At 42.1% G+C, this 20,067-nt stretch carries 19 protein-coding genes; 17 read left to right on the top strand and 2 right to left on the bottom strand.

Going from position 1 to position 20,067, the window contains the following annotated elements:
- The first annotated feature begins 353 nt into the window (after nucleotides 1-353).
- The 12 genes from QM374_RS08305 to QM374_RS08250 all read left to right on the top strand — a co-directional run bounded on the left by QM374_RS08305 (nucleotide 354) and on the right by QM374_RS08250 (nucleotide 8,020).
- Nucleotides 354-599 (top strand): YneF family protein, encoded by a 246-nt coding sequence (locus tag QM374_RS08305; RefSeq protein WP_001048970.1) that lies wholly within the window; start codon nucleotides 354-356, stop codon nucleotides 597-599.
- 205 nt (nucleotides 600-804) lie between these two features.
- Nucleotides 805-1,599, top strand: coding sequence for a glutamate racemase (gene racE, locus QM374_RS08300; RefSeq protein WP_049503242.1), 795 nt, complete (start codon nucleotides 805-807; stop codon nucleotides 1,597-1,599).
- Nucleotides 1,596-2,567 carry a nucleoside-triphosphate diphosphatase gene (locus QM374_RS08295; protein WP_414311449.1) on the top strand — a complete coding sequence of 324 codons (972 nt, stop codon included), beginning with the start codon at nucleotides 1,596-1,598 and terminating at the stop codon, nucleotides 2,565-2,567. Before racE ends, QM374_RS08295 begins: the two co-directional genes overlap by 4 nt.
- On the top strand, nucleotides 2,543-3,064 hold the full coding sequence (locus QM374_RS08290; protein WP_004251713.1) for a metallophosphoesterase: 522 nt from the start codon (nucleotides 2,543-2,545) through the stop codon (nucleotides 3,062-3,064). Before QM374_RS08295 ends, QM374_RS08290 begins: the two co-directional genes overlap by 25 nt.
- Nucleotides 3,061-3,522 (top strand): cyclic-di-AMP-binding protein CbpB, encoded by a 462-nt coding sequence (cbpB, locus tag QM374_RS08285; protein ID WP_414311448.1) that lies wholly within the window; start codon nucleotides 3,061-3,063, stop codon nucleotides 3,520-3,522. The genes QM374_RS08290 and cbpB overlap by 4 nt, the downstream gene beginning before the upstream one ends.
- Nucleotides 3,519-4,253 (top strand): site-specific tyrosine recombinase XerD, encoded by a 735-nt coding sequence (xerD, locus tag QM374_RS08280; protein WP_414311447.1) that lies wholly within the window; start codon nucleotides 3,519-3,521, stop codon nucleotides 4,251-4,253. Before cbpB ends, xerD begins: the two co-directional genes overlap by 4 nt.
- The gene (locus QM374_RS08275; RefSeq protein WP_414311446.1) at nucleotides 4,253-4,987 is read left to right on the top strand and encodes a segregation/condensation protein A; all 735 of its coding nucleotides are present in this window, start codon (nucleotides 4,253-4,255) and stop codon (nucleotides 4,985-4,987) included. Before xerD ends, QM374_RS08275 begins: the two co-directional genes overlap by 1 nt.
- Before the next feature lie 12 nt (nucleotides 4,988-4,999).
- A complete protein-coding gene (gene scpB / locus QM374_RS08270) occupies nucleotides 5,000-5,569 on the top strand; it encodes an SMC-Scp complex subunit ScpB (RefSeq protein WP_414311445.1) in 570 nt (189 codons plus the stop codon).
- Nucleotides 5,556-6,278: a pseudouridine synthase gene (locus QM374_RS08265; protein WP_001222228.1), complete on the top strand. Its 723-nt coding sequence runs from the start codon at nucleotides 5,556-5,558 to the stop codon at nucleotides 6,276-6,278. The genes scpB and QM374_RS08265 overlap by 14 nt, the downstream gene beginning before the upstream one ends.
- Nucleotides 6,278-6,532, top strand: coding sequence for a membrane protein insertion efficiency factor YidD (gene yidD / locus QM374_RS08260; protein WP_414311444.1), 255 nt, complete (start codon nucleotides 6,278-6,280; stop codon nucleotides 6,530-6,532). The genes QM374_RS08265 and yidD overlap by 1 nt, the downstream gene beginning before the upstream one ends.
- 103 nt (nucleotides 6,533-6,635) lie before the next feature.
- Nucleotides 6,636-7,700 (top strand): glutamyl aminopeptidase, encoded by a 1,065-nt coding sequence (pepA, locus tag QM374_RS08255; protein WP_414311443.1) that lies wholly within the window; start codon nucleotides 6,636-6,638, stop codon nucleotides 7,698-7,700.
- 23 nt (nucleotides 7,701-7,723) lie between these two features.
- Nucleotides 7,724-8,020 (top strand): bacteriocin immunity protein, encoded by a 297-nt coding sequence (locus QM374_RS08250; RefSeq protein WP_075228727.1) that lies wholly within the window; start codon nucleotides 7,724-7,726, stop codon nucleotides 8,018-8,020.
- A 134-nt stretch (nucleotides 8,021-8,154) separates the two neighbouring features.
- Here QM374_RS08250 and QM374_RS08245 read toward each other — a convergent pair whose 3' ends face one another.
- The gene (locus tag QM374_RS08245) at nucleotides 8,155-9,786 is read right to left on the bottom strand and encodes a Na/Pi cotransporter family protein (RefSeq protein ID WP_414311442.1); all 1,632 of its coding nucleotides are present in this window, start codon (nucleotides 9,784-9,786) and stop codon (nucleotides 8,155-8,157) included.
- A gap of 299 nt (nucleotides 9,787-10,085) precedes the next feature.
- Here QM374_RS08245 and QM374_RS08240 point away from each other — a divergent pair, with 299 nt between their 5' ends.
- Nucleotides 10,086-14,963 (top strand): endo-beta-N-acetylglucosaminidase, encoded by a 4,878-nt coding sequence (locus QM374_RS08240; protein WP_414311441.1) that lies wholly within the window; start codon nucleotides 10,086-10,088, stop codon nucleotides 14,961-14,963.
- A 108-nt stretch (nucleotides 14,964-15,071) separates the two neighbouring features.
- Here the strand turns inward: QM374_RS08240 and QM374_RS08235 are convergent, their stop codons facing one another.
- Nucleotides 15,072-15,779 (bottom strand): hypothetical protein, encoded by a 708-nt coding sequence (locus tag QM374_RS08235; RefSeq protein ID WP_414311440.1) that lies wholly within the window; start codon nucleotides 15,777-15,779, stop codon nucleotides 15,072-15,074.
- 144 nt (nucleotides 15,780-15,923) lie between these two features.
- Here QM374_RS08235 and QM374_RS08230 point away from each other — a divergent pair, with 144 nt between their 5' ends.
- The 4 genes from QM374_RS08230 (at nucleotide 15,924) to folE (ending at nucleotide 20,064) form a co-directional block, all read left to right on the top strand.
- A complete protein-coding gene (locus QM374_RS08230) occupies nucleotides 15,924-17,123 on the top strand; it encodes a phosphoglycerate kinase (protein ID WP_301559548.1) in 1,200 nt (399 codons plus the stop codon).
- 134 nt (nucleotides 17,124-17,257) lie between these two features.
- A complete protein-coding gene (gene folP, locus QM374_RS08225; RefSeq protein WP_414311439.1) occupies nucleotides 17,258-18,208 on the top strand; it encodes a dihydropteroate synthase in 951 nt (316 codons plus the stop codon).
- A 1-nt stretch (nucleotide 18,209) separates the two neighbouring features.
- The gene (locus QM374_RS08220) at nucleotides 18,210-19,508 is read left to right on the top strand and encodes a bifunctional folylpolyglutamate synthase/dihydrofolate synthase (protein ID WP_414311438.1); all 1,299 of its coding nucleotides are present in this window, start codon (nucleotides 18,210-18,212) and stop codon (nucleotides 19,506-19,508) included.
- Between the two features lies 1 nt (nucleotide 19,509).
- Nucleotides 19,510-20,064 (top strand): GTP cyclohydrolase I FolE, encoded by a 555-nt coding sequence (folE, locus tag QM374_RS08215; RefSeq protein WP_000380927.1) that lies wholly within the window; start codon nucleotides 19,510-19,512, stop codon nucleotides 20,062-20,064.
- The last annotated feature ends 3 nt before the right edge of the window (nucleotides 20,065-20,067 follow it).

Raw genomic sequence — 20,067 nt, 5'->3', positions numbered from 1 at the left:
AACCACGATATTATACAAACTAGAATAAGGACTGACATCCATAGTTAACTGATTATCAAGCATCATTTCACCTCATCTCTAGTATAACAAAAAAGCCATCTATTGGATGACTTTTTCAGTGGGCTCTGCAGAAATATGTGTGATTTTTTTCAGATAATCTTAATATAACAAATAAATGGAATTATTGCAAGGGCTTTCAAGGAAAATGGGCTTATTTTACTAAGTTTTACTAAGCATGAAGTATTTGCTAATTACTTAGGAAGTCACAGTGGATGTAAGCGTAACTCAAACTAGTCAGGCGGGGGACTTTATGGTATAATATAGAAGATTCAAAAAGAAACAGGAGAAATGTTATGAACCTTATTTTAGCAATTGTATTGATTCTTTTGGCTTTTCTAGGAGGAGCTCTTGGAGGTATGTACTTGGTGCGCAAGCAAATCGAAAAAGAATTTGCGGATAACCCACGTTTGAACGCAGAAGCAGTTCGTACTCTGTTGAGTGCAAACGGTCAAAAGCCAAGCGAAGCTAAAGTACAACAAGTTTACCACCAAATCATTCGCCAACAAAAAGCAGCCCTTGCTAACAATAAAAAGAAATAAATAGGAAAAGTCTGGGATGAAAGTTCCAGACTTCTCACTATGTTTGACTGATATTTAGAGACAAGACTTTTTCCTTGCATTCTATTGATATTTGATTATGATTAAGAGGGAGACAGTGGGGAGCTACCCAGTCTGTCAGCAATTTCAGGAAGAAATGAATAATAATGAACTATCAATCAGAAAAAAATACTAGAAAGAAGACTGTATGGATAATCGACCGATTGGTTTTTTGGATTCGGGCGTTGGAGGTTTGACGGTTGTACGTGAACTCATGCGCCAGCTTCCCCATGAAGAAATCGTCTATATTGGAGATTCGGCACGGGCTCCTTATGGTCCCCGTCCTGCTGAGCAGATTCGTGAATATACTTGGCAACTGGTCAACTTTCTTTTGACCAAGGATGTTAAGATGATTGTCATTGCTTGTAATACAGCAACGGCAGTCGTCTGGGAAGAGATTAAAGCTAAGTTGGATATTCCGGTGTTGGGTGTGATTTTGCCTGGTGCATCAGCAGCTATCAAAGCGAGTCAGGGTGGCAAGATCGGTGTGATTGGAACCCCGATGACGGTAAAATCAGATATTTATCGGCAAAAGATTCATGATCTAGACCCAGATTTACAAGTGGAAAGCTTGGCCTGCCCTAAGTTTGCTCCCTTGGTCGAGTCAGGTGCTCTATCGACCAGTGTGACCAAGAAAGTTGTTTATGAAACCTTGCGTCCCTTGGTCGGAAAAGTGGATAGCTTGATTTTAGGCTGTACTCATTATCCGCTCCTCAGACCTATCATCCAAAATGTCATGGGGCCTAAGGTTCAGCTGATCGATAGTGGCGCTGAGTGTGTGCGTGATATTTCAGTCTTGCTCAATTACTTTGAGATTAACCGTAGCCGAGATGCAGCGCCCCTTCAACACCGTTTTTACACAACTGCAAATAGCCAAAGTTTTGCCCAGATAGGAGCAGAATGGCTGGAAAAAGAGATTCATGTGGAGCATGTAACATTATGACAAACAAAATTTATGAATACAAGGATGACCAAGACTGGTATGTTGGATCCTACAGTGTTTTTGGTGGAATTCGGACTTTGACGGATGATGAGTTAGAGTTTCCGCTATTTGATTTGGCCAAAATCTTTCGAGATGAGGAGCGAGGATTTCCACTTTCAGTCACTGTTTTACGATATGGTTCAGCCTACCGCTTACTCTCTTTTGTGATAGATATCCTCAACCAAGAAGCGAATCGAAACTTGGAAGTCATTCAACGTCAAGGTGCCTTGCTCTTAGTTGAAAATGGACAACTTCTGCATGTAGAATTGCCTAAAGAAGGAGTCAATGTTCAAGACTTTTTCGAGACAAATAAAGTCAGAGAAACCTTGTTGATTGCAACTCGTAACGAGGGGAAAACCAAGGAATTTCGAGCTATCTTTGACAAACTGGGCTATGACGTAGAAAATTTAAATGATTATCCAGACCTACCTGAAGTGGCCGAAACAGGTATGACCTTTGAAGAAAATGCTCGCCTTAAGGCTGAAACCATTTCTAAATTAACAGGAAAGATGGTTCTAGCAGATGATTCTGGTCTTAAAGTCGATGTCCTCGGTGGTCTACCAGGTGTCTGGTCAGCTCGCTTCGCAGGAGTGGGAGCCACTGATCAGGAAAACAATGCTAAACTCTTGCACGAATTAGCCATGGTCTTTGATCTCAAGGACCGCTCAGCGCAATTTCACACAACCTTGGTCGTTGCTAGCCCAGGTAAAGAAAGCTTGGTCGTCGAAGCTGACTGGCCAGGTTACATTAACTTTGAACCTAAGGGTGAAAATGGTTTTGGTTATGATCCACTTTTCCTAGTAGGAGAAACTGGTAAATCATCAGCTGAATTAACCCTCGAAGAAAAAAATAGTCAATCCCACCGTGCCTTAGCCGTTAAGAAACTTTTGGAGGTATTTCCATCATGGCAAAGCAAACCATCATTGTAATGAGCGACTCCCATGGAGATAGCTTGATTGTAGAGGAAATCCGTGACCGCTATCTGGGGAAAGTTGATGCCATTTTTCACGATGGTGACTCGGAACTTCGCCCAGACTCACCCCTCTGGGAAGGAATCCAAGTAGTCAGAGGAAACATGGACTTTTATTCAGACTATCCAGAACGTTTGGTGACTCAACTGGGTCCTACCAAGATTATCCAGACTCATGGACATTTGTTTGATATTAATTTCAATTTCCAAAAGCTTGATTTTTGGGCTCAAGAGGAAGATGCAGATATCTGTCTTTATGGGCACTTGCATGTTCCAAATGCTTGGATGGAAGGGAAGACTCTCTTCCTAAATCCTGGTTCTATCAGTCAGCCACGTGGAACCATCAGAGAATGTCTCTATGCCCGTGTAGAGATTGATGATAGCTACTTTAAAGTGGACTTTTTGACACGGAACCATGAGGTCTATCCAGGCTTATCCAAGGAGTTCGCTCGATGATTGCCAAAGAGTTTGAACAGTTTTTACTGGAGCAAGAGGAAACCTTTTTAACTCCTGCTGAAAATTTGGCTGTACTCATTGATACTCACAATGCAGATCATGCGATTCTCCTCCTTAGCCAGATGACCTATACCAGAGTGCCAGTAGTGACTGATGAGAAAGAATTTGTCGGAACCATTGGACTTAGAGACATTCTGGCCTACCAGATGGAGCAGGGCTTGAGTCAGGAAGCCATGTCAGATACGGATATCGTACACATGACCAAGAAGGACGTAGCAGTTGTCAGTCCAGACTATACACTGACGGATGTTTTACATAAGTTAGTGGATGAGTCTTTCCTACCAGTCGTTGACAAGGATGGTATCTTCCAAGGCATTATCACACGGAAATCAATCCTTAAGGCTGTCAATGCTCTCTTGCATGATTTTAGTAAGGAATATGAGATTCGAAGCAAATGAGAGAAGGAATTTCAGCATTTTTAGAAGAAAAACAAGGTTTGTCTGTAAATTCTAAGCAATCCTATAAGTATGACTTGGAGCAGTTTTTAGATCTTGTAGGAGAACGAATCTCTGAAACAAGTTTAAAAATCTACCAAGCTCAACTATCTCAGTTTAAAATCAGTGCCCAAAAGCGCAAGGTTTCTGCTTGCAATCAATTTCTTTACTTTTTATACCAGAAGGGGAAAATTGACACCTTTTATCGTTTAGAATTGCCGAAACAGGCTGAGAACAAGCAAGTTCAGTCAAAACTTTTAGATCTCAGTTCTTTCTGGCAAGAAAGTGCCCATCCAGAGGGACGCTTGCTGGCCTTATTGATAGTTGAATTGGGCCTCTTACCAAGTGAAATTCTAGCCATAAAAACAGGTGATGTGAATCTAGATTTTCAAGTGTTGAGAGTCAATAAAGCTTCTCAACAAAGAATCTTGAGCCTTCCCACAAACCTGCTTGCGGAGTTAGAACCTTTGATGGGACAGAGCTACCTCTTTGAAAAAGCTGGGAAGCCCTATTCTCGTCAGTGGGCCTTTCGTCAGTTAGAAGCCTTTCTAAAGGAAAAAGGTTTTTCAGACTTATCTGCCCAAGGATTGAGAGAACAGTTTATATTAAGACAAATTGAAGAAAAGGTTGACTTGTACGAAATTGCTAAAAAATTAGGATTAAAGACAGTCATGACCTTGGAAAAATATAGATAATGGATATTAAATTAAAAGATTTTGAAGGGCCTTTGGACTTGCTCCTACACTTGGTTTCAAAGTACCAGATGGATATCTATGATGTGCCGATTACAGAGGTTATCGAGCAATATCTAGCTTATATCTCGACCTTACAAGCCATGCGTTTAGAGGTGGCAGGTGAATACATGGTCATGGCTAGCCAACTTATGCTGATCAAAAGCCGCAAGCTCTTGCCGAAGGTTGCAGAAGTGACGGATTTAGAGGATGATCTGGAGCAGGACCTCCTTTCTCAAATCGAAGAATACCGTAAGTTTAAACTTTTGGGAGAGCAGTTGGAAGTGAAGCATCAGGAACGAGCTCAATATTACTCAAAAGCACCGACAGAGCTGATTTATGAGGATGCTGAACTTGTTCATGATAAGACCACAATCGATCTTTTCTTAACCTTTTCAAACTTGCTTGCCAAGAAAAAGGAAGAATTCTCGCAAAGTCACACAACGATCTTGCGAGATGAGTATAAGATTGAGGATATGATGGTTATCGTCCGAGAAGCCTTGGTTGAAGGTCAACAATTGCGCTTGCAGGATTTGTTTAAAGAAACCAAGGATTTACAAGAGGTCATCACGCTCTTTTTAGCGGCCTTGGAGTTGATTAAAACCCAAGAAATTCTCTTAATTCAAAAAGAGAGCTTTGGAGATATCTATCTCCTGAAAAAGAATGAGGAAAATCAAGTAGAGCAGAGTCGAGCTTGATAGAGAGGAAATATGAGTACTTTAGCAGAAATAGAAGCGCTCTTGTTTGTAGCGGGTGAAGAGGGGATTAGGATTCGCCAGTTGGCTGAGCTCCTTTCTTTGCCACCGACTGGGATTCAGCAGAGTCTAGAAAAATTAGCCCAAAAGTATGAAAAAGACCAGGATTCCAGTTTAGACTTGATTGAGACAGGTGGTGCCTACAGATTGGTAACCAAGCCTCAATTTGCAGCCATTTTGAAAGAATACTCTAAGGCACCCATTAATCAGAGCCTGTCTCGGGCTGCCCTTGAAACCCTGTCCATCATTGCCTACAAGCAACCCATCACACGGATCGAGATTGATGCTATTCGGGGGGTTAATTCAAGTGGAGCGCTAGCTAAGTTGCAAGCCTTTGACTTGATACGAGAAGGTGGGAAAAAAGAGGTGCTTGGACGCCCTAATCTCTATATGACGACGGATTATTTCCTGGATTACATGGGTATTAATCATTTGGAAGAATTGCCCGTGATTGATGAGCTTGAGATTCAAGCCCAAGAAAGCCAATTATTTGGTGAAAGGATAGAAGAAGATGAGAATCAATAAGTATATTGCCCACGCAGGTGTGGCCAGTAGGAGAAAAGCAGAAGAGCTGATTAAGCAAGGCTTGGTGACGGTCAATGGCCAAGTGGTGCGTGAACTAGCAACCACCATCAAGTCAGGCGACAAGGTCGAAGTTGAAGGTCAACCAATCTACAACGAAGAAAAGGTCTATTATCTGCTTAACAAACCACGTGGTGTCATTTCCAGTGTGACAGATGACAAGGGGCGCAAGACGGTTGTCGACCTCTTGCCCAACGTGAAAGAGCGCATCTACCCTGTAGGTCGTTTGGACTGGGATACATCAGGTGTCTTGATTTTGACCAATGATGGGGATTTTACGGATGAGATGATTCACCCTCGTAATGAGATTGACAAGGTTTATGTCGCGCGTGTTAAAGGTGTGGCCAATAAGGATAATCTCCGCCCCTTGACCCGTGGACTTGAGATTGATGGCAAGAAAACCAAGCCAGCTGTCTATGAGATTCTCAAAGTGGATCCAGTCAAAAACCGCTCTGTGGTACAGTTGACTATCCACGAAGGGCGTAACCACCAGGTTAAAAAGATGTTTGAAGCTGTTGGTCTCCAAGTAGATAAGTTGTCTCGGACACGTTTTGGACATCTAGACTTGACAGGACTCCGTCCAGGAGAATCCCGTCGTCTTAATAAAAAAGAAATCAGCCAACTACACACCATGGCTGTAACCAAGAAATAATGAAGCGAATTTTAATAGCGCCTGTGCGCTTTTATCAACGGTTTATCTCACCAGCCTTTCCACCCTCTTGTCGCTTTGAGCCGACTTGTTCAAACTACATGATTCAGGCTATTGAAAAACATGGCTTTAAGGGTATTTTGATGGGATTGGTGCGGATTTTACGTTGCCACCCCTGGTCGAAAACAGGTAAGGACCCCGTCCCAGACTACTTTTCATTAAAGCGAAATACAAGAGAAGAAGGATCACATTTGTGATTCTTTTATTGTTATAAGAGTAAGTTACTTGGTAAAATGTTGATTTCCACTACCTTTCTCCTATAAAAAGTGGTAAAATGGTTGAAAGAAAGAAGGGATAGAAATGACAACATTATTTTCTAAAATCAAAGAAGTAACAGAACTTTCCGCTATCTCAGGTCATGAAGCACCTGTTCGAGCTTATCTTCGTGAAAAATTAACACCTCACGTGGATGAAGTTGTGACTGATGGCTTGGGTGGTATTTTTGGGATTAAGCACTCAGAAGTTGAAAATGCACCTCGTGTCTTGGTAGCCTCTCACATGGATGAAGTTGGTTTCATGGTTAGCGAAATCAAGCCAGACGGGACTTTCCGAGTAGTCAGCATTGGTGGTTGGAACCCTATGGTTGTCAGCAGCCAACGCTTTAAACTCTTTACACGTGAAGGACGTGAAATTCCGGTAATTTCAGGCTCAGTTCCTCCGCATTTGACTCGTGGCACAGGTGGACCAACTATGCCAGCTATTTCAGATATCGTTTTTGACGGTGGTTTTGTGGATAAGGCTGAGGCTGAAAGTTTTGGTATCCGTCCTGGAGATACAATTGTTCCAGATAGTAGCGCAATCCTCACTGCTAATGAAAAAAATATCATCTCAAAAGCATGGGATAACCGTTACGGTGTGCTCATGGTTAGTGAGTTGGCTGAAAACTTGTCAGGCCAAAAACTAGGAAATGAACTTTACCTTGGGGCTAACGTCCAAGAAGAAGTTGGACTTCGTGGTGCCCATGCATCTACAACAAAATTTGACCCAGAAGTATTCCTTGCGGTGGATTGCTCACCAGCAGGTGATGTTTATGGTGGTCAAGGGAAGATTGGTGATGGAACCTTGATTCGTTTCTACGATCCAGGCCACTTGCTCCTCCCAGGCATGAAAGATTTCCTTTTGACAACTGCTGAAGAAGCTGGAATTAAATACCAATACTATTGTGGAAAAGGTGGTACAGATGCAGGAGCAGCTCATTTGAAAAATGGTGGTGTTCCATCTACAACAATCGGTGTCTGCGCTCGTTATATCCACTCTCACCAAACACTTTATGCTATGGATGACTTCTTAGAAGCTCAAGCTTTCCTACAAGCCTTGGTTAAAAAATTGAATCGCTCTACTGTAGATTTGATCAAAAATTATTAAATATCAATATGGAGGTGATGGGTATGGAAGAACCAAACCTAGAAACCTTGATACGGGACCTTTACAATCATGCCCGTCAAAACTTGAGTGAAGATTTAGTGGCTGCACTCCTAGAAACTGCTAAGCAGTTGCCCAGCACCAATGAACGCTTGCTTGCAGTCCGACTTTCAGGGCTAGTCACACTTGAACTTCTCAGGAATCCCAAGACTCCTGCGCCAGAGTTAGTCAATCTGGCCCGCTATATCAAAAAGGAAGAAGCTAGGTACAAGGGTGCAGCTGCCTCTTCCTTTATGATTGGAGAGCTATTTAAAATGCTTTGATTCTTTCGAATCAAAGCATTTTTTTATCTTATACTCTTCGAAAATCAAATTCAAACCACGTCAGCTTCACCTTGCCGTACTCAAGTACAGCCTGCGGCTAGCTTCCTAGTTTGCTCTTTGATTTTCATTGAGTATTAAATTTGTTCAGCCAAAACTTTTTCAGCAAGGTTCATAGCGTGGTCTGACACGCGAGTATAGTGTGAAATGATGTCGATAAAGTTGACACCTGCTTGAGTAGAACATTCACCGTTGTTGAGGCGTTTGATGTGAGTCTTACGAAGGACACGTTCCATCTTGTTGATGGCTTCATGGCGTTCAATAAGAGCTTGAGCTTTTTCAAGGTCATTGTTTTCAACACTCTCAAGAGCATCTTTAACGAAATCGCTTGTTTGACGGTAAATATCTTCCAACTCTTCTAGGGCTGAGTTAGAGAATTGAACATTCTTGCGTTGCAAGTAGTCGTTAAGATTAATCAAAGCTTCAGCGTGGTCACCGATACGTTCCAAGTCTCGAGAAGAGTCAAGGATGTTGGTTAAGACTTCACTCTCTTTTTGACTCAATGCTTCACTAGAAAGGCTGATGAGGTAACGTGTTAATTTCTCATCGATTGTATTGATAGCTTCTTCTGTCTTGTGTCCTTTTTCAGCTACTTTATCGTCAGAATTGATGATGTAGTCATAAGAAAGGTCAAATGCTTTAACCGCATAGTTTCCTAGGTGCAAGAGTTCTTTCTTGGCATTGCCTAGGGCGATAGAAGGAGCTTGCTTGATGAGTTGTTCATCCAAGTAAAGAGGTTCGTATTTAACAACTTCGTCTTCACCAGGGATTAGCTTAGTAACAAAATAAGCCAGAGCACCGATGAATGGGAATTGTACAATGGTATTACTTACGTTGAAGGCACCGTGTGAGAAGGCAATCGTCATCTCAGGTGAGAGGTGAAGTAGTGCCTGGAAGTACTCGATCATCGAAGTGAATGGGCCTAACAAGATCAAGCAGAGGATGGTTCCTAAAACGTTAAAAGTAACGTGTGTTGCTGCAACCCGTTTAGCAGAGATGTTTGCTCCTGCTGCTGCGATAATAACGGTTAAGGTTGTACCGATATTATCTCCGAATAGGACTGGTAGTGCCCCTTTGAGGTCGAGGAAGCCACCTGCATAGAGACCTTGTAGAATCCCGATAGTTGCAGAAGATGCCTGAATCAGAACGGTAATAACCGCACCAGCCACAACTCCCAAGATAGGATTTTGCCCTAAGGTAACCATGTATTCCTTGAACTGAGGCAAGTCTTTAAGAGGGCTCATCCCAGCACTAATGAGGTTGAGGGCGTAGAAGATACCACCTACACCAAAAAGAATACGTCCAATATTATTTGCAGTTCGATTCTTTGTAAAGAATAAGAACATGGTTCCAAGGAAAATCAAGGGTAGGGCATATTCACCAAGTTTGAAACCGATGATAAATGACGTTACGGTCGTCCCGATATTGGCTCCCATGATAATCCCTATAGCCTGTCTAAGGGTGAGGAGACTAGCACTGACCAGTCCAACCGTAATAACCGTTACACCTGTACTTGACTGGATCAGGGCAGTGACGACAATCCCCACTAAGACTCCTAAGAAGGGATTACTTGTGTACTTGTCAATGTAATATCGAAGACGATCTCCAGCTGCTTGTTGCAAACCGTCTCCCATGGTCTTGATACTATACAAAAATAGTCCCAGACCACCTAAAAAGTGAAATGCAATTTCCTGCCAATTAATGGACATTTTCTTTTTCCTCCGAAAACTAATCGCGGAATTTCTCCCATTCTATTTTAAAGGATTCTAAGCAATCTAACAAGTAGTAAATACAGTTTTTTTAGAAAAATATCATTTAAATGTAGAAAAAAGGCGGTTGATTGTCTAATTTATATCATTTATTCACCCCTTTATAGATATTTTAGGATGACTGTTGACTCTACTTATAAATATCGTAAAATGAAAATGAACAGTTCTGCTATTTTAAGGGCAGTTACTTTTTTTAAATAAAAATAAAGCGCTTACTTTTGGAAGTGAAAGGAGAAAAAATGAAGAATCCATTTTTTGAGAAACGTTGCCGCTATAGTATTCGAAAATTATCAGTTGGTGCCTGCTCTTTGATGATTGGTTCGGTTTTATTTGCCAACCAAGCTCTAGCAGAAGAAGTTGCAATCCCAGCGAATGAAACAACGACTACTGCCGTGGCTACAGAGCAAGCATCGCCAACCACATCAGAGCAACCAACTACAGCTTCACCTGAGGTATTAAAGCAGTTGGAAGAGACAGAAAACAAGGTTAGTGAGCAACCTATTTCAGAAGAAAAACCAACCTTGGACCAATTGACTGCAGCTGATAAGGAAGTAGCTAGTCCGGTTGCTGAAGCGCCTAAGGCTGAAGAGGCACCTGTAGCTACAGAAAATAAGGCTGAAGAAGCACCTGTGGCTACAGAAAATAAGGCTGAAGAAGCACCTGTGGCTACAGAAAATAAGGCTGAAGAGAAAGCAACTGTCTCAGATGTTCCTAAGAAAGAAGAAAAAAGTCTTCGACCAAAAGAAATTAAGTTTGACACTTGGGAAGATTTGTTGAAATGGGAACCGGGTGCCCGTGAAGACGACGCTATTAACCGCTCTTCAGTAGAACTAGCCAAGCGCTATCGTGGACATGTTGTCAATGAAAAAGCCAATAAGGACGCCAAGGTTGAAGCTCTTGCCAATACCAACTCTAAGGCTAAAGACCACGCTTCTGTAGGTGGTGAAGAATTTAAAGCCTATGCTTTTGACTACTGGCAATACTTGAATTCAATGGTCTTCTGGGAAGGGCTCGTTCCAACTCCGGACGTGATTGATGCTGGTCACCGTAATGGTGTCCCTGTATTGGGTACACTCTTCTTCAACTGGTCTAATAGTATTGCAGACCAAGAAAAATTTGCTGCAGCCCTTCAACAAGATGAAGACGGTACTTTCCCTATCGCTCGTAAATTGGTTGATTTGGCTAAATACTATGGCTTTGACGGCTATTTTATCAACCAAGAAACAACAGGAGATATCGTAACGCCTCTTGGTAAGAAAATGCGTGACTTCATGCTTTACACCAAGGAATATGCAGCTCAAGTTAACCATCCTGTTAAGTATTCTTGGTATGATGCCATGACTTATGAATATGGCCGTTACCATGAGGATGGACTTGGTGAGTACAACTATCAATTCATGGAAAAAGAAGGCGATAAAGTACCTGCAGATCACTTCTTTGCAAATTTTAACTGGACTAAAGAGAAAAATGATTACTCTGTAACGATGGCACAATGGCTAGGTCGTAGTCAGTACGATGTCTTTGCAGGTTTGGAATTGCAACAAGGTGGTTCCTACAAGACAAAAGTGAAATGGGATGCCCTTTTTGATGAAAAAGGCAAGCTCCGCTTGTCGCTTGGACTCTTTGCACCTGATACTATCACTAGTCTTGGTAAGACAGGAGAAGACTATCATAAGAATGAAAATATCTTCTTCACAGGTTACCAAGGAGATCCAACTGGTCAAAAACCAGATGACAAGGACTGGTACGGGATTGCCAACCTCGTAGCTGATCGCACACCAGCAGTAGGCCGTAGCTTTACAACATCCTTTAACACAGGACATGGCAAAAAATGGTTTGTGGACGGTAAAGTTTCCAAGGATTCTGAATGGAACTATCGTTCTGTATCAGGTATCTTGCCTACATGGCGTTGGTGGCAAACATCTTCAGCTGCTAAACTCCAAGCTGATTATGACTTTGCAGATGCCTACAATGGTGGTAACTCACTTAAATTTGCGGGTGATTTAGCCGAAAATACCAACCAAGACGTTCGTCTTTACTCTACCAAACTGGAAGTAACGGATAAAACAAAACTTCGGGTTGCCCATAAGGGTGGTAAGGGAAGCAAGGTTTATGTAGAGTTTGCGACTCAGAAAAACTATACTTATGGTGGTGAGAATGCTCGTAAAGAACTGACTCTATCTGACGACTGGACAAAAGACGAATTTGACTTGAGTGCCTTGGCAGGTCAGACCATTTACGGTATCAAACTTACTTTCGAAAATACTGCTGCTCTTAAGGGTTATCAATTTAACTTGGGTGAGTTGACTGTGACAGATAATCAAGAGGCTCCTCAAGCACCAACAGCTCTTAAAGTAGCCAAGCAATCTCTCAAAAATGCCCAAGAAGCGGAAGCTATTGTTCAATTTACAGGTAATAAAGACGCTGATTTCTATGAAGTTTATGAAAAGGATGGCGATGCTTGGCGTCTATTGACAGGATCATCAGCAACTACTATTTACCTACCAAAAGTTAGTCGTTCAGCTAGTGCAACTGGTACTAGTCAAGAGTTGAAGGTTGTCGCAGTCGGTAAGAACGGACTTCGCTCTGAAGCAGCAACTACAAACCTCGAGTGGGGAATGACTGTCCAAGATACCAGCCTTCCAAGACCTCTTGCAGAAAATATCGTTCCAGGGGCTACTGTTATCGGAAGTACCTTCCCAGATACAGAAGGCGGAGAAGGTATCGAAGGTATGTTGAATGGGACCATCACCAGTCTATCTGACAAATGGTCTTCTGCTCAATTGAGTGGTAGCGTTGATATCCGTTTGACACAACCACGCCGTGTTGTTAGATGGGTTATGGACCACGCAGGAGCTGGTGGAGAGTCTGTTAATGATGGCTTGATGAACACCAAAGATTTTGACCTTTACTACAAAGATGAAGCAGGCGAATGGAAACTAGCTAAGGCTGTTCGTGGCAATAAAGCCCATGTTTCGGATATCACCCTTGATAGCCCAATCACTGCGCAAGACTGGCGCTTGAACGTCATCACGTCTGACAATGGAACACCGTGGAAAGCCATTCGTATCTACAACTGGAAGATGTATGAAACTCTTGATACGGAGAGCCAAAACATTCCAATGAGTAAAGTTGCAGCGCGTGTTCTAACAGACAATAAGGTTCAGCTCGGCTTCTCAGAAGTTCCTGCTGGGGCAACCATCACAGTCTATGACAAGGCAGATTCACAAACTCCAATCGCTACCTTAAATACAGCAGTTGGAGGGGATTTGGCGACAGAACCATTGAGCTTTGAAAAACGTCCAAGTCTTCTTTACTACCGAACACAATTGCCAGGGAAAGAAATCAGTAATACTCTTGCTGTGACGATTCCTCAGGATGAAAGAAAGGTTAAGGCTGTCAGTCTAGAAGTAGCACCTAAAAAGGCAACTTATCAAGTTGGTGAGGAATTGAATCTTAAAGGTGGTCTTCTCCGTGTCAAATACGAAGGTGAAGAAGCAGATGAAGTCATCAACCTTAGTCATGCTGGTGTTGTAGTCAACGGCTACGATGCTCACCATCATGGCGAACAAGAGTTAACAGTAACCTATCTTGGTCTTCCAGTTGCAGGTAGCTTTAAGGTTCAAGTCACTGGTGAAGAAACTGGTCCAAAAGAAGTCGCAGCCGTGTATATTAGCAAGCAACCGAAAATTGATTACTTGGTAGGCGATGCTCTAGACTTATCAGAAGGACGTTTCAAGGTATTGTATGATGATGAGACGGAGACTGAACATAGCTTTACAGACCAAGGAGTCGAAATTACAGGCTATGATTCTCAAAAAACAGGCCGTCAAAAACTTCAGTTGCACTATCAAGGACAAACTGTCGACTTTGATGTTCTAGTATCACCTAAGGCAGCCATAAACGACGAATATCTGAAACAAGAAATCACATCTGCTCAAGGACGCAAAGAAACAATAGCTTATACATTTGCTGATGCAGCAAAACAAGCAGCTCTTGCTGAGAAGCTTGACGCAGCGAAAGCTATCTTAGAAAATCATGATGCTAGTCAAGAAGCAGTCAACCAGGCCTTGAATGACTTGAAACAAGCTGGTACTGAATTGGATGGCAATCAACGTTATCAAACTGCTAGAGAAGAATTGGAAAGCTTGCTCGAATCTGTCCTTGAAAAAGATCCTAAATCTGAGTTGATTGCGCAAGCTGAAGCTTTATTATCTTCACAAACACCAACTCCAGAAGCCTTTGCGGACATGAAAGAAAAGCTGAATAAGAAACTAGCTTCTGCAGAAGAAAGTCATCATGTGGGTAGCTTAGAAGAAGGTGAAACTGCGCCAACAGTTGAAGCGCTACCTGAGTTAGTGATTGAAACAGAAACTCAAACCTTCGAACGCCAAGAACGTCCAGCAGGAGACCTCTTATTGGGTGAACGTCGTATTGTTCAGGTAGGTGTAGAAGGGCAGACTCGTCGTCTGATTGAAGTAGATGCCAAAGGTAACCGTACTCTTCTTAAAACAGAAGTAGTCAAGGAAGCAGTTGCAGAAATCACTGAAGTTGGTACTAAGGTAGAAAGCCGTGTTCAACCGCTAGACGGTCCAAAAGTCTTAGAAGTTAAGAAACCAAGCTTGGTTGTGGAAGAAGAAGTTCTTGCATTTGGACATGAAGAAAGAGTAAATCCTAGCCTCCCATTAGGAGAACGACGCTTGGTTCAAGTAGGAGTTGCAGGCCTTCGTAGAAACCTTGTAGAGATTGATTCTGAAGGACATCGCAGTCTTAAGGGAACGGAAGTTCTCAAGGAAGCCGTAACTGAGATTGTTGAAGTCGGTACAAAAATAGTTAAAGTACCAGGTGACAGACCAGTTACACCTGCTCCAGCGACTCAAGATACTAAGAAGGAAACTAGAAAAACAGAACCTAAGACTGAAACATCCGTTTCGCCAGTTCAAGCAAGCCAAGCAGCGAAGCAAGAACCAGCAAAAACAGAAGCACAAGTTGAAAAAACTGAAGGAAAACAACTTCCAAACACAGCTGCAGAGGTAGATGCAAATCTAGTAGTTCTTGGCCTAGCTGGAGTTTTAAGTGGTTTTGGCTTGCTAGCTCAAAAGAAAAAAGAAGAGTAAGTTAATAACTTTGCTTAATGTAACTTCTTAGAAATAAAAAGAAAGATTTGATTCATAATAGAGTCAAATCTTTTTTTGAGTTTAAAAAGTGAAAATCTTGTTTGGGGGTTAAAATGCGTTCCAAATGAATAGGAAGATAAAAATACAACCCCAAGCGTTGCCTGTTCTCTTTTGAATGACGAGCATACCATAAATCAAGATAAAAACAGACAAAGCCTCTAAAATGGCATGGAGATGAAAGCTAATCATCCCATGAATCATCAGACAGATAAGAGCACAAGTCAAGGCTCCGTAATCAAGCCAAGTCTGATGTGATGGAAAGCGACAGTTAATTTTGTTTGCAATGACAACATAATTAAAACCTTCCCAGAATCCCCAGATAAGTCCAATAAGGAGGAACCCCAAGATATTTGTCGGAAAAGAACTTGCCAGAACTTCTCTGGTTAAGAGGATGGATTGAAAAGGGAGATAGGAATGAATCTGCCCTCTACTGATGAGAAAAAGAAGTAAGGGGAGACAGATAGTAGCGGTCTGAATAATGGTTGGGAGGAGATGTTTAGCTAGCAAACCATATTGTTTCCAGCTTTCTTTTCTTCGAATCATTACCATGCTCGTCCCCAATCCAGCAACACAAAACTGGAGAGTTGCGAGAAAAAGAAGACGAATCCAGACGGGAAACTCTGTTTGGTGAGAGAAATCAAGTATTTGTTTTTGGAAAAGGATGTATCCTATAAACGAAAGAATTGTCAAAATGGCAATGATATTGAGGTCTGAATCTGCCTCTTTTTGCTTATCTGTTAGAGTGTTTTTCATCATTTAGCGCTCCTTATCTTATTTTTTATTATAAAATAATAAGAAATAAAGGGCAATAAAGAACTGGAAAAGTTTAAGGTTTTGCTATCTCTTTTATTGATTTTGTGATATAATTAACACGTAAAAAAAATTAAGGAGTCTTTCCAAATGGCAAAATTGACTGTTAAAGACGTTGAGTTGAAAGGGAAAAAAGTTCTCGTTCGTGTTGACTTCAACGTTCCTGTAAAAGATGGCGTGATTACTAACGACAACCGTATCACTGCAGCTCTTCCAACTATCAAGTACATCCTTGAACAAGGTGGACGCGCAATCCTCTTCTCTCACCTTGGACGTGTAAAAGAAGAAGCAGACAAAGCTGGTAAATCACTTGCTCCTGTTGCTGCTGACTTGGCTGCTAAATTGGGTCAAGAAGTTACATTCCTTCCAGGTGTTACTCGTGGTGCTGAATTGGAAGCAGCTATCAACGCTCTTGAAGATGGACAAGTTCTTTTGGTTGAAAACACTCGTTACGAAGATGTTGACGGTAAGAAAGAATCTAAAAACGATCCTGAACTTGGTAAATACTGGGCATCACTTGGAGATGGTATCTTCGTAAACGATGCATTCGGTACAGCTCACCGTGCACACGCATCTAACGTTGGTATCTCAGCAAACGTTGAAAAAGCAGTTGCTGGATTCCTTCTTGAAAACGAAATTGCATACATCCAAGAAGCTGTTGAAGCTCCAGAACGTCCATTCGTGGCTATCCTTGGTGGTTCAAAAGTTTCAGATAAGATCGGTGTTATCGAAAACTTGCTTGAAAAAGCTGATAAAGTTCTTATCGGTGGTGGTATGACTTACACATTCTACAAAGCACAAGGTATCGAAATCGGTAACTCACTTGTAGAAGAAGACAAATTGGATGTTGCGAAAGCTCTTCTTGAAAAAGCAAACGGCAAATTGATCTTGCCAGTTGACTCAAAAGAAGCTAATGCATTTGCTGACTACACTGAAGTGAAAGACACTGAAGGTGAAGCAGTAGACCCAGGATTCCTTGGTTTGGATATCGGTCCAAAATCTATCGCTAAATTTGACGAAGCTTTGACTGGTGCTAAAACAGTTGTATGGAATGGACCAATGGGTGTATTTGAAAACCCTGACTTCCAAGCTGGTACAATCGGTGTCATGGACGCTATCGTTAAACAACCAGGCGTTAAATCAATCATCGGTGGTGGTGACTCAGCTGCCGCAGCTATCAACCTTGGACGTGCAGACAAGTTCTCATGGATCTCTACTGGTGGTGGAGCTTCAATGGAACTTCTCGAAGGTAAAGTTCTTCCAGGACTTGCAGCATTGACTGAAAAATAAGAATATAGAAAAAGGAGGACTCAGGTTCTCCTTTTTTGCGCTCTTTTAAAGTTAAAGAGTACTTAGGGATAATTGGACAGAATCCAAAAAAAACAGTAAAATAGAGAGATACCAATCTAAATGAAATTTGAGTGATGAACGTGGAAAAAAGAGAGAATCTTACAAAAACAGCTATTTGCGGTATTATCAATGTCACCCCAGATTCTTTTTCTGACGGGGGCCAATTTTTTGCTATTGAAGAAGCCTTAAAACAGGCTCGAAAATTGATAGCTGAAGGTGCCACTATCTTAGATATCGGTGGAGAATCTACTCGACCTGGAAGTAGCTATGTTGAGATTGAAGAGGAAATCCAGCGTGTGGTTCCAGTCATTCAGGCTATTCGTCAAGAAAGTGATGTTCTGATTTCGGTCGATACTTGGAAGAGTCAAGTGGCAGAAGCAGCTTTAAATGCTGGTGCCAATATAGTCAATGACATTACAGGCCTCATGGGTGATGAGAAGATGGCAGAGGTGGTTGCTAAGGCTGGAGCTCAGGTAGTCATCATGTTTAATCCAGTCATGGCACGCCCTCAGCACCCTAGTTCACTCATATTTCCTCATTTTGGATTTGGAGAGCCTTTTACAAAGGAAGACTTAGCAGACTTTGAACAACTACCAGTAGAAGAATTGATGACAGCTTTCTTTGATCGTGCTCTAGTAAGAGCGGAAAAAGCAGGGATTTCGAAAGAAAACATCATGCTGGATCCAGGGATTGGCTTTGGTTTGACAAAGAAAGAAAATCTCATCCTCCTACGTGACCTTGATAAGCTTCACGAGATGGGCTATCCTATCTTTTTAGGAGTCTCTCGCAAGCGCTTTGTCATCAATATTCTTGAAGAAAATGGATTTGAAGTCAATCCTGATACTGAAGAAGGCTTCCGAAATCGTGATACGGCTTCGGCTTATGTGACTAGTATCGCTACTAGACAAGGTGTGGAAGTGGTGCGCGTGCACGATGTAGCCAGCCACAAGATGGCAGTCGAAATTGCGTCTGCTATCCGTCTGGCAGACCATGCGGAAAATTTAGATTTGAAACAATATAAGTAAGATGAATAAAAACGAAACGAATCAGTGGATTGCCCACTACCGGACAGACCAACCACACTTTGGTTTGGAAAGAATGGTAGAGCTTTTAGCTTTACGAGGCAATCCCCATCTTAAGCTTAAGGTTATCCATATCGGAGGAACCAATGGCAAGGGCTCTACTATAGCCTTTTTGAAAAATATGCTGGAAAAGATGGGGCTAAGAGTTGGAGTCTTTAGCTCACCCTATCTGATTCATTATACCGACCAGATTGCCATTAATGGGGAATCTATCCCAGAAGCAAGATTAGAGTCCTTGATGGCGGATTATCGTTTACTACTTGAAGGGGAACATGCTCATGCCTTGCAAGGAACGACAGAATTCGAGATTATCACTGCCATAGCCTATGACTATTTTGCATCTGAGCAAGTCGATGTGGCTATTATGGAAGTTGGTATGGGCGGACTTTTGGATAGTACCAATGTCTGTCAACCCATCCTAACAGGCATCACTACCATTGGGTTGGATCATGTAGCGCTTTTAGGAGATAGCTTGGAAGCCATCGCAGAGCAGAAAGCAGGGATTATCAAGCAAGGAGTTCCTCTAGTGACAGGACACATTGTCCCAGAAGCCCTGTCGGTTATCGACCAGATTGCGAAAGCGAAACAAGCTTCTAGGCTTGCTTATGGGGAAGATTATCAAGTTAGCCATCAAGAGAGTGTGGAGACGGGCGAAATCTTTGATTATTCAAGCTCAGTCAGACAAGGTCGTTTCCAAACAGGATTGCTTGGTTTGCACCAGATAGAGAATGCAGGGATGTCGCTGGCCTTGTTAGATAGCTATTGCAAAGAGACTGGTCAAAAATTACCAGATAATGCTTTAGTGGCTCAAGCTTTAGAAGAAACAAGCTGGCCTGGTCGTTTGGAAGTTGTGTCGAGAGACCCCTTGATGATCTTGGATGGGGCCCACAATCCCCATGCCATCAAGGCCTTGTTGGCTACCTTGGAAGAACGATTTACGGACTATCAGAAGGAAATCCTCTTTACTTGTATCAAAACCAAGGCCTTGGAGGATATGTTGGACTTGCTAGAAACTTTGTCCAATACTAAGATTACACTAACTCATTTTGAGGATAGTCGGGCGACGGATGAAAAAGTCTTGAAAGAGATGGCTGATTCTAGAAATCTCAACTACCAAAGTTGGCAGGAATTTCTAGACAAAAAATTATCAGAAAATGAAGAGAAAAAAATAGTTAGGATTATCACGGGCTCATTATACTTTTTAGCCCAAGTGAGAACCTACCTAATGGAGAGGAAAAATTAGAATGGATACACAAAAGATTGAAGAAGCTGTAAAAATGATTATCGAGGCAGTTGGTGAGGATGCAAATCGCGAAGGCTTGCAGGAAACACCAGCCCGTGTTGCTCGTATGTACCAAGAGATTTTTTCAGGTCTTGGGCAAACTGCTGAAGAGCACCTGTCAAAATCCTTTGAGATTATTGATGACAATATGGTAGTGGAAAAGGATATCTTTTTCCATACCATGTGTGAACACCACTTTTTACCATTTTATGGTCGAGCTCACATTGCCTATATCCCAGATGGGCGTGTAGCAGGTTTATCAAAGTTAGCTCGTACGGTGGAAGTTTACTCTAAAAAGCCACAGATTCAAGAGCGTTTGAATATTGAGGTGGCCGATGCCTTGATGGAGTATTTGGGTGCTAAGGGAGCTTTTGTTGTCATCGAAGCAGAGCATATGTGTATGAGTATGCGTGGTGTTCGAAAACCAGGAACTGCGACCTTGACTACAGTAGCTCGTGGTCTATTTGAGACAGATAAGGATCTTCGGGATCAGGCTTATCGTCTGATGGGACTATAAAAA

Source organism: Streptococcus infantis (assembly GCF_047465525.1).
GTDB lineage: Bacteria > Bacillota > Bacilli > Lactobacillales > Streptococcaceae > Streptococcus > Streptococcus infantis_R.
This window is presented reverse-complemented; position numbering and strand designations above follow the sequence as displayed.